Consider the following 12,735-nt stretch of genomic DNA (forward strand, 5'->3'; position numbering starts at 1 on the left):
AGGTTTTCAAGAAGACAGCAGCGACTCAGAGCAAAAATAGTGTTACGTAAAAATTACGAACACATCAGGCATCCGCCGGGCATGGCCCGGCGCTACCAAAGAAAAACTCCGCCGAAGCGGGGTTTCTCTCAACACATTAGCCGCAACCAGATATCAGTCGATATCCAGGAAGCTGCGCAGCTGCTCGGAGCGGCTCGGGTGACGCAGCTTGCGCAGGGCCTTCGCTTCGATCTGGCGGATGCGCTCGCGGGTCACGTCGAACTGCTTGCCGACCTCTTCCAGCGTGTGGTCGGTATTCATGTCGATGCCGAAGCGCATGCGCAGCACCTTGGCTTCCCTCGGGGTGAGGCCGGCCAGCACGTCGCGCACGGTTTCAGACAAGTTGATGTTGGTGGTGTTCTCGATCGGGGACTCCACGTTGGTGTCCTCGATGAAGTCGCCCAGATGGGAATCCTCGTCGTCGCCGATCGGGGTTTCCATCGAGATCGGCTCCTTGGCTATCTTCATCACCTTGCGGATCTTGTCTTCCGGCATGTCCATTTCCTTGGCCAGCTCCTCCGGCGTAGCCTCGCGGCCGTACTGCTGGAGCATCTGGCGGGAAATGCGGTTCAACTTGTTGATCGTCTCGATCATGTGCACCGGGATACGGATGGTGCGTGCCTGGTCGGCAATCGAGCGGGTGATCGCCTGGCGGATCCACCAGGTGGCGTAGGTCGAGAACTTGTAACCGCGGCGGTATTCGAACTTGTCCACGGCCTTCATCAGGCCGATGTTGCCTTCCTGGATCAGGTCGAGGAACTGCAGGCCGCGGTTGGTGTACTTCTTGGCGATGGAGATGACCAGGCGCAGGTTGGCCTCGACCATTTCCTTCTTGGCCTTGCGGGCCTTGGCTTCGCCGTAGGCCATGGCGCGGCTGATTTCCTTCAGCTCGTCCAGGTCCAGCAGGGTCAGCTTTTCGATGTCGATGGTGGCCTGCTGCTCGGACACGATCTGGTCCTTCACCTCACGCAGCGCCGAGGACCACTTCTGCTTGCGCTTCAGTGCGTCTTCCACCCATTCCAGGTTGGTCTGGTTGCCTTCCCAGGAACGGATGAAGTCCTTGCGCGGCATGCGGGCGGTGACGGTGGCCAGGTTCAGCACGCGGCGCTCATGGGACTTGATGTCGGCCATGGTGTCGCGCAGCTGCTTGGTCAGCACGTCGGTCAGCGGCAGCGGCAGCTTCAGGGTGACGAACACCGCCGACATCTCCTCGCGGAGCTTGGGCAGGTTCTTCTTGTCGCCCTTGGCGGCGGCCTTCTTGAAGGCAGTGAACGCGTCGGTCAGCGCCTGCATGCGTGCGGCGACTTCCTCCGGGTCCGGCCCGGTCGGTGCGGCTTCTTCATCGGCGCCGTCGACATCATCGTCCTCGTCCTCGTCGGCGTCGTCATTGCTGTCGTCGCTGTCGTCGGACACCGCGGCGGCGGGTGCCGGCACTTCGTCGGAAAGGTCGTTGAAGCCGACGATCACTTCGGCCAGGCGCTTCTTGCCTTCCTTGTGGGCGTCGTAGTCGGACAGCAGCGATTCGACCGAGACCGGGAACTGGCCCAGTGCGGCCTGCACCTGCGAAAGGCCTTCCTCGATGCGCTTGGCGATGGCGATTTCGCCTTCGCGGGTCAGCAGCTCGACGGTGCCCATTTCGCGCATGTACATGCGCACCGGGTCGGTGGTGCGGCCACCTTCGGTGTCCAGCGCGCTCAGCGCTGCGGCGGCTTCTTCGGCCGCGGTGTCGTCGACCTCACGGTTGCCCGTGTTGCCGTCATTGAGAAGCAGGGTTTCCACATCCGGCGCAACTTCATGGACATCAATGCCCATGCCGTTGATCATGCCGATGATGTCTTCGATCTGTTCCGGGTCGACCATGTCGTCCGGCAGATGGTCATTGACTTCGGCGTAGGTCAGGTAGCCCTGTTCCAGGCCCTTGCTGATCAGTTGCTTGATTTCGGATTGGGCAGGACGTTCGTTGGCCATGTAGTGCTCGCGCCACCGGCTGGGGAGAAATAGGGAACGTAGCATTATACCAGCCCGGGGCCCGGCCTGCCGGGCGGTGGTCCCGGCGGCCTAGGGCCTGAGGAGGAAGGTCACGGGACCGTCGTTGACCAGGCTGACGACCATATGGGCGCCAAAGCGGCCCGTTTCCACCCCCGGGGCGTGATTTTCACGGCAGATCTCGACAAATCGGTTGAACCCGCGTTCAGCCTCGTCCGGCGGGGCGGCGCTGGTGAAGCTGGGGCGCATGCCCGAGCGGGTATCGGCGGCCAGAGTGAACTGGCTGACCAGCAGCAGCCCGCCCCCGGTATCACGCAGCGAACGGTTCATTTTCCCCGCCTCATCTGCGAATACACGGTAGCCAAGCAGCCGTTCGGCCATCCGCTTCAGCTGCGCCTCGGTATCGCCCGGCTCCATGCCCACCAGGGCCAGCAGGCCGGGGCCGATCTGCCCGACCGCCTCGCCCTCCACATGCACGGCGGCCTGGGTGACGCGCTGGATCAGGACGAGCATTGAAGGGCTCCAGATAACGGGGCCGGCCACGATAGCAGCGCCCTTGGCTAAACTGGGGCCAATGAATCCGCAACGCAAAGCCCGGCTGGTCTATCGCGCCACCACCCTGTTCGCCCGCCTGCCCTGGCCGCTGCTGCGGGGGTTCGCGCACGCCCTGGCCTGGGCCTGGATCCGCCTGAACGCCCGCGAGAGCCGGGTGACCCGGCGCAACCTGGAACTGGCCTACCCGGAAATCACCGGCACCGCGCGCGACCGCCTGCACCGCGAGCTGCTGCGCTCGACCGCGCTGCAGGCCATCGAAACCCTGCGCCTGTGGAGCCAGAAGCCGGCCGACAACCTGCGCCTGCACCTGAAGGAACAGCACGGCGCGGCCCTGTATGACGCAGCCTTGGCCAGCGGCAAGGGCGTGATCGTGGCCGCGCCGCACTTCGGCAACTGGGAGCTGTTGAACCAGTGGCTGGCCTCGCGCGGACAGATCGCCATCGTCTACAAGCCGCCGGAGGACGAGGCCGGCGACGCCTTCCTGCAGCTGGTGCGGGGGGGCCAGAACGTGCAGCAGGTGCGCGCCGAAGGCCCAGCCGTGCGCCAGCTGTTCAAGGTACTCAAGGACGGCGGGGCCACCGGCATCCTGCCCGACCAGCAGCCCAAGGCCGGCGACGGCGTGTTCGTGCCGTTCTTCGGCGTGCAGGCGCTGACCATGACCCTGGTCAACCGCCTGGCCGAGCGCACCGGCGCCACCGTGTTGTATGGCTGGTGCGAGCGCATCGGGCCGGACATGGAATTCGCCCTGCACATCGAGCCGACCGACCCGGCCGTGGCCGACCCGGACCCGCAGGTAGCCGCCACCGCGCTCAATGCCGGCATCGAGCGCATCGCCCGCCGCGACCCCACTCAGTACCAGTGGACCTACAAGCGCTACACGCTGCGCCCGCCGGGCAGCGGCGAAGATGACCCGTACGCCACCGAAGAGCATCCGCACTGAGGACGGCGGAAGCTGGCCTGCGAGCGGCTGCCGCAGTACGTTGAATACGGCGCTGGCGCCCCCATAGAGACTGCGATGTCCGCCTCCCCCGGTCCTGCCATGCCTGCTCCTTCCCTGTTCGGCGATCCCGCCGCGATCCGCTGCGAACGCGCGGTGGCCGAGCTGCGTGCCGGTCGCCCGGTCCTGCTGCACGACGGCCAGGGCCAACGCCTGGCGGTGATCGCGCTGGACAGCGCCACGGCCAGCAGCTTCGCTGCCTTCGCCAGCGCCGCGCGCGAGCGCCACTACCTGTTCCTGACCGCCACCCGCGCCCGCGTGCTCGGCGTGGAGGCGGCCGACGGCGCGCGCCTGCCGCTGGCTGGCGTGGCCTTCGATGCGCTCCCCTCGCTGGGCTACCTGCGCGGGCCGGGCCCGATGCCGGACGGCTGGAGCGCCGGTGACGCCTTCGATGCCGGCGCGGTGGAACTGGCCCGCCTGGGCCTGCTGCTGCCGGCGATGGTGGCCGTGCGCCTGGACGCCGATGACCACACCTTCGACGGTGCGGCCGAGGTGGCCCTGTGCGACCTGGCCGAAGGCGCGGCCCATGCTGCCCATGATTACGAACTGGTGGCGCGTTCGCCGGTGCCGCTGCGCGACGTCGGCATGACCACCTTCGCGGTGTTCCGCGGCGGCGTGGCCCAGCGCGACCAGGTGGCGATCATCGTTGGTGAGCCGGACCTGTCGGCCGTGGTGCCGGTGCGCGTGCATTCCTCCTGCCTGACCGGTGATCTGTTCGGTTCGCTCAAGTGCGACTGCGGCGACCAGCTGCGGCGCGGCCTGCGCAAGCTGAAGGAACTGGGCGGCGGCGTGCTGCTGTACCTGGACCAGGAAGGGCGCGGCACCGGCATCGCCGCCAAGATGCGCGCCTACGGCTACCAGCACGACGGCCTGGACACCATCGACGCCGATGCACAGCTCGGCTTCGGTGCCGACGAGCGCCGCTATGGCAGCGCGGTGGCGATGCTGCGCGGCCTGGGTATTTCGCGCGTGGCCCTGCTCAGCAACAACCCGACCAAGGCACAGCGTCTGCGCAACGCCGGCATCGAAGTGCTGGACTGCATTCCGGTCACCGGCGAGATCACCGCCGAGAACGAGCACTACCTGCGCACCAAGGCCGACCGCGCTGGCCACATGCTCGATGTCGACGCGCTGATCCAGGCCGCCCAGTAACGCGGCCGACCTGCTACCGTCTGCGCGGGGCGGCTGCGGCCGCCACCGCCCTGCCCTGCTGCCCGACGGACGCCCGCGTGACCGAACTGCCTTCGCCTGCATCGCCGCACCTGTACCACCTGGACCACTGGCAACCGCTGCCCCGCCGTGCCGCGCGCATGGCCGCGCTGGAAGGCGCGTTCGGCGGCCTGTTCGTCCCCGGCGCGCCACTGGCCGCGGCCTGGTGGTTCTTCGACCTGCCCGGCGGCCTGTGGGGCGCAGCGGTGGGTCTGCTGGTCGGCCTGGTGTTCGGCGCCTGGCTCGGCCATCGGCGCCTGACCCGCACCCGCTGGCGGCTGGACGCACAGGGACTCGGCCTGCGTCGCGACCTGATGTGGCAGCTGGAAACCCGCATTCCCATTTCCCGCGTGCAGCACCTGGACCTGCGCCGCGGCCCGCTGGAACGCCGCGCGGGCCTGGCCACGCTGATCGTGCACACCGCCGGCACGCGCCTGAGCGCGGTCACCGTCAGTGGCCTGGATGAGGCCGACGCGGAGCGCCTGCGCGACACCCTGGCGCATCAGCTCGACCAGGACGCGGACGCCCTGTGAGTCTGCCGCCGCCCCTTCCGCCGTCGCCGCCCGGCGATGGCCAAGAGAATCGCCTGCACCCCTGGTCGTGGCTGTTCGTGCTGCTGATGCAGCTGCGCCACTACCTGCTGCCGTTGGTGGCGCTGCTGGTGTTCGGCCAGCGCGGCGACCGCGACCCGATGTGGGCGCAGCTGATTCCGCTGTCGGCCATCGCCGCGCTGGTACTGTTGTCGGTGCTGCAGTATCTGAGCTACCGCTACCGCATCGGCAGCGACGCGATCACCGTGCGCAGCGGCCTGCTGTCGCGCAACCGCCGCGAGATTCCCTTCGCCCGCATCCACAACGTGGAAGTGCGGCAGAACCCACTGCACCGCCTGTTCGGCGTGGCCGAGCTGCGCCTGGAATCGGCCGGTGGCGTGCGCCCGGAAGCGGAGATGCGCGTACTGAAACTGGACCAGGCGCTGGCGCTGGAACGGCTGGTGCGCCAGCGCGGACAAGCACCTCAGGCGGTTGCCGGTGATGCGCCGCAGGACATCGCCAGCGTCGACGACGAGCAGGTGCTGCTGCGGCTGTCAGCGTGGGACGTGGTGCGCATGGGCCTGCTGTCCAACCGCGGCTGGGCACTGGCCGTGGCCGCCTTCGGCGTGCTGTTCCAGACCGTGCCGCGGCCGGTGATGGACGATGCCATCCAGCGCGGGGGCCGCCAGGCCTTCGGTTACGTCAGCCACCTGCACCCCGGCCTGACCGGCACCCTGCTGCTGGTGGCGGCCACCCTGCTGCTGGGCTGGCTGGGCCTGCGCGTGCTGTCGGTAGTGCTGACGGTGCTTCGCTATCACGGTTTCACCCTGAGCGAGCGCGAACGCCGGCTGACGGTGTCCACCGGCCTGCTCAGCCGCACCCGCAGCAGCGTCGCACGCCGCCGCATCCAGGCCTGGACGTTGCGCGAAGGCACGCTGCAGCGCTGGTTCGGGCTGCGCCAGCTGCGCATCGACAGCGCGGCGGGTGGCCCCTCTCGTGATGATGACCGTGCCCTGCGCGAACTGGCGCCGCTGGCCCCGGCCGCCACCTGCGAAGGGCTGGTCAAGCACCTGCTGCCGCAGCTGCAGTGGCCGCCGTCACAGTGGCATGCGCTGCCGCAACGCGGCTGGTGGCGGCTGAGCCTGGGCAGCCTGGTGCTGGTGCCGCTGCTGGCAGCGGGCGCCTACTGGCGCTGGGGCCCGTGGGGCCTGCTGGTGCTGGGCTGGCTGCCGGTGGCGCTGCTGGTGGCACACCGGCAGATGGCGCGCATGGGCTGGCACCTGGATGGCCAGTTCGTGGCCGTGCGGGGTGGGTGGTGGAAGCGCTGGTGGCGCTGGGCCGAACTGGACAAGGTGCAGGGTCTGCGCCTGCAGCGTTCACCACTGGACAAGCTGCTGGGCACCGCCAGCCTGCAGCTGGATACCGCAGGTGCGCACGGCGACGTGGCGCTGGCGCTGAACTACCTGCCGCAGGCGCAGGCGCAACAGGTGATGGAGCAGCTGGCGGTGGCATTGGCGCGGCGCAAGCTGCGCTGGTGACACGGGGTCGGATTCCTTTCCACGGGAAAGGGCTCTGACTCCTGCCATGCATCCACGCATGGCGTGGATCTACACGACGCCGATCACCGCTGCGACGGACCCCAATACCCCAGGTCCTTGCGGATCTGCAGGTCCCGCACCCAGCTGCCGAACGGCTTGCGGCGCAGCGCGCCCATTTCACCGGACAGGAAATCCTCGGTCGCGGCGATCACCCGCTCGCTGGAGCGGCCATCGCGGAACGGGTGGATGGCATCGGCATAGCGCACGATCTCCGCCTGCAGCGCGGGCTCCGGGTGCAGCGCGCGCTGCAGCATTGCCGGCAGCTGCGTGGCCTCGTCGAAGTCGATCATGTGCGCCTTCGGCACGCGGTTGCGGAAGGTCACCACCGGCTTGTGCTGGACGATGAACTCCGAAACGATCGACGAGGTGTCCGACACCAGCACATCGGCCGCACGCTGCGCGGCCATCACCTGCTCCGGCTCGATGAAGCGCGCGTTGGCACCGGCCAGTGCGCGGTAACGCTCGAACAGTTCCGGCGGGCACTTCGGGTGCAGGGTCAGCAGCCAGTAGCGCTCACCGGCAGCGATGTCAGCGGTGATCGGCTCCAGCAGGTGCGGGGCCGCGCTCAGGCGCTCGGTGAACGTCGAGCCGAACAGAATGACCGGACGCCCGGCGGCCGGTGCACGCAGCGCGGCACTCTCGCCGCCATCGTCGCGGAACAGCGGGTCCAGCTTCGGCCAGCCAGTCTCGGCCACGGCGAAGTGGCCCTGCTGCTCGGCGATCTGCCGGAACGGTGCCGTGGTAGCCGGCCCCTGCGTGCAGTACAGATCGAACATGCCGCGCACCCTGAAGTGGCCGCGGGCGCTGTCGCGCTTCTCCACGTTGAAGCCATGGAACAGCTGCACCTTGGCCCCGGACAGGAAGGTCGGCACCCAGTTGGCGGCGCTGAACACCGCCCGCGGGCGCATCGCCAGGGCCTGCTTCAGGCCGATGTTGGGTACTCCCGGCAGGCTGTTGCCAGCCGCACCGCCCTCGAACCAGGCGGCCACCTCCTGCCCGGACGCGTGCAAGGCCTGCGCCAACGGGGCGAGAATAGGCAGCGCATAGCGCTCCGTCGCAAACAACAGGTACCCGGCCATCATGTCCTCCACGACCGCTCCCATCGAACGGCCTCGCATCTCGGCGTGCATTATCGCGTTCAACGAGGCCGGGCGCATCGGCGACTGCCTGGCCTCGCTGGCCTTCTGCGATGAGATCGTGGTGGTGGACTCGCAGTCCACCGATGCCACGGTGGCCATCGCCGAGGCCGCCGGTGCCCGCGTGCTGCAGCGCCCGTTCAATGGCTTCCGCAGCCAGAAGGCGTTCTGCGTCGAGCAGGCCAGCCACGACTGGGTGCTGTGCCTGGACGCCGACGAACGCATCAGCCCCGAGCTGCGCACGGCCATCGAGCAGGCCCGCGACGGCGGCTTCAGCGGCCACGCCGGCTACCGTTTCGCCCGCCTCTCGGAGTATTTCGGCAAATTCCTGCGCCACGGCAACGCCTACCCGGACCGGGTGATGCGGCTGTTCGACCGCCGCCAGGGCGGCTGGCGCGGCAAGCGCGAGATCCACGAAGCGGCCAGCGTCGATGGCAGCGTCGGCACCCTGCGCGGCGACCTCATCCACTACCCCTACCGCTCCCTGCAGCAGCAGCTGGCCAAGACCGAGAAGTACGCGCGTATGATGGCCGAGCACGAGTTCGCATGCGGCAAGCGGGCCACCCTGGGCAAGCTGGTGCTGGCGCCGGCCTGGAGGTTCTGGCGCGGCTTCGTGTTCCGCGGCGGGTTCCGCGATGGCTGGCACGGCCTGGTGTATGCCTACGTGCGTGCCAACTACGTGCGGCAGAAGACCATCATGCTGTGGATGCTGGGCAACGGCCAGGCCGTGGCCGACCCGCGCAGCGATTGACCCGGCATCCGTGCCGACCAACGGTCGGCACCCACCGGTATATCCACGCACCCACCGGTAGCGCCGGGCCATGCCCGGCGGCCAGGTGTCAGGCCTTCGCCCGATGGCGGGCGCCTTCCAGCAGTGACAGGCCGGTCAGCAGGCCGACGATGGTCACGTAGAAGCTGGCCGTCATCTGGTGGGCGAACATCGACTGGGTCAAGCCGCACAGCACGTAGGCGATGGCGATCATCACCCCCGCCGCCGCCGGCCCGCGGAAGGTGACGCGGCCGCTGCGCCGGTGCAGGTAGACGAACACCCACAGCGGCACGCCGTACACGGCGATCAGCATCAACACGCCCGGCAGGCCCTGGGTGGCGGCCCATTCGGCCACGTCGTTGTGCGCATGGCCGAGGTGGCAGCGCACTTCGGCAGGATCGTCGCGGCACACCGGCACGCGCTGCATGGCGCTGTCGAAGTGGCCGATTCCGACACCGGTCAGCGGATGATCGAGGAAGGTCTGCCAGGCCACATGCAGGCGCTCGACGCGCGCACCGGCGGAGGAATCGACGTCGCCCTGTTCCAGCTTCTGCACGTCGCTGTGCAGTTCGGTCAGGCGCACCTGGTGGCGCAGTTCGGGCACCGACAGCAGCAGGGTGGCGCCGATGGCCAGCATGCCGGCCAGCACCGACAGGCGGGCCACGCCGGTCCGCCAGCGCAGGCTCAGCGCCAGCACCACCAGCAGCGCCAGCAGGGCGGCGAACACGCCACGGCTGCCGGTCAGCACGATGGTGCCGCAGCCGGCGGCCATGCCCACGATGACCAGCGACCAGCGCCGCGACGGGCGGCAGAACACCAGCAGCACCATCAGCATGACCACGATGTCGGCCAGCACGATGGCATTGGTGGTCAGCTCGGCGCGCGGCGCGCCCTGCAGCACCTGCACCAGTGACAGCACGAAGCTGCCCAGCAGGCCCGCCAGCGCGCCGCGCCAGAGCCAGCGCAGGTCCGGCCGCAGCGCGCAGACCCACAGTACGATCCACGGGATGACCAGGAACCGCGAACGGTTGTCGACGTCGCGCAGGCCCTGCTCGAACAGCACCACCGACACCAGGCCCAGCGCCACCGCCGCCAGCATCAGCCAGGTCAGCGCGCGCACCGGCGTGCCGCCCATGCCCCGCGCGCGCCACAGCAGCTCCGGCGCCAGCAGGGTGCTGACCAGCAGGGTCAGCGCATACGGCAACAGGTTCACCGGTACGGTCAGTACCAGTGCCGGCATGCAGAACAGGCCGATCTGTGCGATCCAGTGCGCAGCGCCAAGGCGACCGCCGGCAGGCACGGGCAGCGCTTCGGCGCGGGTGGGGCTCGGGTTGTCCGGTGAAGCTGGCACGTCGGGAATGATCGCTGCGGTCATGCGGAAGAAAACGGCGGCCCTGTGGCAGGCCGCCCGCCTGATGTTTTACTGGCTTTGTGCACGCTTGGGCAGTCTGGACAAGCCAGCGGCCACGTTATTGCTCGTTTCTCTGCAACCGCCGTTCACGTTTCAGTTCGGCTTCGCTGGGCACGCAGGGACCGTGTACCGCCGATGCCGGCACCAACCACCAACGGCGACGGTTGGCGACACCGGCCAGCACCGCTCCGTCGCGGTCCACGCAGCCCAGCATCACGTCCTGCTGAACCAGCAGCCAGCGCCGCTGCGGCGACAGCTGCTGCCATCGCACCCCGGCCTGCAACTGTTGATGCCAGGGCGCGCTGAAGCCGAAAGTCGCCGCCGGTCGCCCGGCCATCAGCAGATTCTGCTCCTTCCAGGCCACCAGACCCAGCTCGGCATCGGCACCTAGGCGCGCATCCACCGAGCGCATCAGGCCGCGGGCCGAACTGGAATCGTTCAACACCGGGTAGCCGACCAGGCTGTACAGCACCCACACCACGGTCAGCATCGCGACCAGCGCCAGGTGACGCCGCGCCGGGCCGAACAGCAGCAGGCCGGCCACGCCCGCGGCGCCCATGGCCAGGGCTGCCCAGGCCATCGCCACCACTGCCCCCGGCTCCAGCCCGCGCTCCAGCACCAGCCGCACTTCGAAGCCGGGGTTGCCGAGCAGGGCCGACGCACCGGCGGCCAGCGTTCCCAGCGACAGCAGCAGGGTGAAGCCACCCAGCACCCACTGCACGTCGCGCCGGCGCAGCAGGCCCGGCATCAGCGGCGCCAGGGCCAGGCAGAACATCGGCAGCGACGGCAGGATGTAGACGTCGCGCTTGCCGTGCGGAAGGGAGAAGAACAGCACGATCAGCAGCCACCAGGCCAGCGGCAGCAGGTAGCGCGGATCACGCCGCCGCAGCCGCCGACGCCAGGCCGGGATCGCCCACGGCAGGGCCAGGAACGCCGGGATCCACATCGACGGCATCGTGCCCAGGAAGTACCACCACGGCTGGTGGTGGTCCCACGACTGCACGTAGCGCTTGGCCGTCTGCCGGAACAGGATGTCGTCGAGGTAGGCCTGGTACTCGCCCGATTTCGTCGCCAGCGCGGTCATCACCATCGGCACCAGCCACAGCGCGACGGCGAGCACGAAGGCCAGCGGCGCCAGCCAGAAGCGCAGGTCACGCGCATGCAGGCGCACCCGCGGCCAGTGCAGCACCGAGGCGATCGCCGCCGGCAGGATCATCAGCAGCGAGAGCACGCCCACGCCCTTGGTAATGACCCCGATGCCGGCGAAGAACCAGCCGGCCCACCACCAGCGCCAGGCCGGCCCCAGCAGCAGGTGGCGCAGCAGCCCGTAGTTGGCCAACGTGACGAACAGCACCACCAGCGGGTCGATCTGCGCCTTCTTGGCCTGGAAGGTGAACTGCAGCGCGAACAGCAGCGCCCAGCCGGCGTACAGCCCGACCCGGCGCGTCCACAGCCGCCGGCCCAGGTCGACCACGCACCACAGGGTGCCCAGCGCGGCGATCAGCGAGGGCAGCAGGAAGGCCACCCGCCAGTTGCCGATCACGCTGTACAGGGTGGCCTGCCACCACATCAGCATGGGCGGCTTGTCCGAATACAGCTCCAGCCCCCGATGCGGGAACAGCCACTGGCCGCTGTCCACCATCTGCTTGGCGACCAGGGCGAAACGCGGCTCGTCCGATGGCCAGGGGTCGCGCAGTCCGAGCCCCGCACCCAGCACCAGCAAGGCCATCACTACGAACAACCACGTCTCGCGTGACGCGCGGGTTTTCAGCATGGGAACTCGGACAGCGACGGGGTCAGGCTGTTTTTAGCAGACGCGCGTAGAAGAAACCGTCAGCATCGTCTTCACCGGGCAGGCGCTGGCGGGCGATGCCCTCGCAATCCAGGCCGAAAGCGTCACCCAGCGGCGCCGCCCGGGCGTCCGGATGCCACTTCAGGAAGGCCCGCACCTGGTCGACGTTCTCGGCGCGCAGGATCGAACAGGTCGCATACAGCAGCACGCCACCCGGGCGCAGCATCGCCCAGCAGGCTTCCAGCAGGCGCGCCTGCACCCCCACCAGCGCCTCGATGTCCTCGGCACGGCGGTGGAACATCACGTCGGGCTGGCGGCGGATGACGCCGGTGGCCGAGCACGGGGCATCCAGCAGGATGGCGTCGAACGGGGTGCCATCCCACCAGGCCGCGGTATCGCTGGCGTCGGCCACCTGGGTCTGCACGTGTTCGCCCACGCCGGTGCGGGCATAGGTGTCCTTGGCCCGGGCCAGGCGCCGCGCATCGATGTCCAGCGCCAGCAGGCGCAGGCTCGGGTCGCGTTCCAGCAGGTGCGCCGACTTGCCACCGGGGGCGGCGCAGGCATCCAGCACCCGTGCGCCGGCCGGCGGCGCCAGGGCATCGGCCGCACACTGCGCCGACAGGTCCTGCACCGACAACGCGCCGTCGGCAAAGCCCGGCAGCTGGTTGACCGGGCTGGGCTCGGCCAGGCGCAGCGCATCGGCGCTGAGCGGG

General features: G+C 69.0%; 11 protein-coding genes. 5 read left to right on the top strand and 6 right to left on the bottom strand.

The features are described 5' to 3' along the window. Positions 1-153: 153 nt before the first annotated feature. Both rpoD and dtd read right to left on the bottom strand, forming a co-directional pair. Positions 154-2,007: an RNA polymerase sigma factor RpoD gene (gene rpoD, locus DCO49_RS10880; protein ID WP_116864044.1), complete on the bottom strand. Its 1,854-nt coding sequence runs from the start codon at positions 2,005-2,007 to the stop codon at positions 154-156. Positions 2,008-2,097: 90 nt separating this feature from the next. Further along, positions 2,098-2,538 (bottom strand): D-aminoacyl-tRNA deacylase, encoded by a 441-nt coding sequence (dtd, locus tag DCO49_RS10885; RefSeq protein WP_116864045.1) that lies wholly within the window; start codon positions 2,536-2,538, stop codon positions 2,098-2,100. A gap of 61 nt (positions 2,539-2,599) precedes the next feature. Here dtd and DCO49_RS10890 point away from each other — a divergent pair, with 61 nt between their 5' ends. The 4 genes from DCO49_RS10890 to DCO49_RS10905 all read left to right on the top strand — a co-directional run bounded on the left by DCO49_RS10890 (position 2,600) and on the right by DCO49_RS10905 (position 6,854). Further along, positions 2,600-3,520 carry a lauroyl acyltransferase gene (locus DCO49_RS10890; protein ID WP_116864046.1) on the top strand — a complete coding sequence of 307 codons (921 nt, stop codon included), beginning with the start codon at positions 2,600-2,602 and terminating at the stop codon, positions 3,518-3,520. A gap of 75 nt (positions 3,521-3,595) precedes the next feature. After that, complete coding sequence (gene ribA, locus DCO49_RS10895; protein ID WP_116864047.1) at positions 3,596-4,729, top strand: GTP cyclohydrolase II RibA; 1,134 nt, start codon at positions 3,596-3,598, stop codon at positions 4,727-4,729. Positions 4,730-4,887: 158 nt separating this feature from the next. Beyond that, entirely contained in the window at positions 4,888-5,319 is a 432-nt protein-coding gene (locus DCO49_RS10900; RefSeq protein WP_243402715.1) for a PH domain-containing protein, read from the top strand. Continuing rightward, a complete protein-coding gene (locus tag DCO49_RS10905) occupies positions 5,316-6,854 on the top strand; it encodes a PH domain-containing protein (protein ID WP_116864048.1) in 1,539 nt (512 codons plus the stop codon). The genes DCO49_RS10900 and DCO49_RS10905 overlap by 4 nt, the downstream gene beginning before the upstream one ends. 83 nt (positions 6,855-6,937) lie before the next feature. Here DCO49_RS10905 and DCO49_RS10910 read toward each other — a convergent pair whose 3' ends face one another. Continuing rightward, positions 6,938-7,996: a CDP-glycerol glycerophosphotransferase family protein gene (locus tag DCO49_RS10910; RefSeq protein WP_116864049.1), complete on the bottom strand. Its 1,059-nt coding sequence runs from the start codon at positions 7,994-7,996 to the stop codon at positions 6,938-6,940. Here DCO49_RS10910 and DCO49_RS10915 point away from each other — a divergent pair. Next, the gene (locus DCO49_RS10915) at positions 7,995-8,801 is read left to right on the top strand and encodes a glycosyltransferase family 2 protein (RefSeq protein ID WP_116864050.1); all 807 of its coding nucleotides are present in this window, start codon (positions 7,995-7,997) and stop codon (positions 8,799-8,801) included. The two genes, DCO49_RS10910 and DCO49_RS10915, sit on opposite strands and share 2 nt — an antisense overlap. Positions 8,802-8,889: 88 nt before the next feature. Here DCO49_RS10915 and DCO49_RS10920 read toward each other — a convergent pair whose 3' ends face one another. The 3 genes from DCO49_RS10920 to DCO49_RS10930 form a co-directional block, all read right to left on the bottom strand. Next, on the bottom strand, positions 8,890-10,059 hold the full coding sequence (locus DCO49_RS10920; protein WP_243402716.1) for an O-antigen ligase: 1,170 nt from the start codon (positions 10,057-10,059) through the stop codon (positions 8,890-8,892). Between the two features lie 229 nt (positions 10,060-10,288). Then, positions 10,289-12,004, bottom strand: coding sequence for a glycosyltransferase family 39 protein (locus tag DCO49_RS10925; RefSeq protein ID WP_116864052.1), 1,716 nt, complete (start codon positions 12,002-12,004; stop codon positions 10,289-10,291). Positions 12,005-12,026: 22 nt separating this feature from the next. Then, a partial coding sequence (locus DCO49_RS10930; RefSeq protein ID WP_343126024.1) for a methyltransferase domain-containing protein occupies positions 12,027-12,735 on the bottom strand: 709 nt, incomplete at its 5' end.

Source organism: Stenotrophomonas sp. SPM, assembly GCF_003105135.1.
Taxonomy (GTDB): Bacteria; Pseudomonadota; Gammaproteobacteria; order Xanthomonadales; family Xanthomonadaceae; genus Stenotrophomonas.

Excerpts from the sequence above, each read along its gene's own strand:
- DCO49_RS10910 (WP_116864049.1), bottom strand. The coding sequence starts at position 7,996 with ATGATGGCCGGGTACCTGTTGTTTGCGACGGAGCGCTATGCGCTGCCT.
- DCO49_RS10900 (WP_243402715.1), top strand. The coding sequence starts at position 4,888 with ATGGCCGCGCTGGAAGGCGCGTTCGGCGGCCTGTTCGTCCCCGGCGCG.
- dtd (WP_116864045.1), bottom strand. The coding sequence starts at position 2,538 with ATGCTCGTCCTGATCCAGCGCGTCACCCAGGCCGCCGTGCATGTGGAG.
- rpoD (WP_116864044.1), bottom strand. The coding sequence starts at position 2,007 with ATGGCCAACGAACGTCCTGCCCAATCCGAAATCAAGCAACTGATCAGC.
- DCO49_RS10890 (WP_116864046.1), top strand. The coding sequence starts at position 2,600 with ATGAATCCGCAACGCAAAGCCCGGCTGGTCTATCGCGCCACCACCCTG.
- ribA (WP_116864047.1), top strand. The coding sequence starts at position 3,596 with ATGTCCGCCTCCCCCGGTCCTGCCATGCCTGCTCCTTCCCTGTTCGGC.
- DCO49_RS10915 (WP_116864050.1), top strand. The coding sequence starts at position 7,995 with ATGTCCTCCACGACCGCTCCCATCGAACGGCCTCGCATCTCGGCGTGC.
- DCO49_RS10925 (WP_116864052.1), bottom strand. The coding sequence starts at position 12,004 with ATGCTGAAAACCCGCGCGTCACGCGAGACGTGGTTGTTCGTAGTGATG.
- DCO49_RS10920 (WP_243402716.1), bottom strand. The coding sequence starts at position 10,059 with ATGCCGGCACTGGTACTGACCGTACCGGTGAACCTGTTGCCGTATGCG.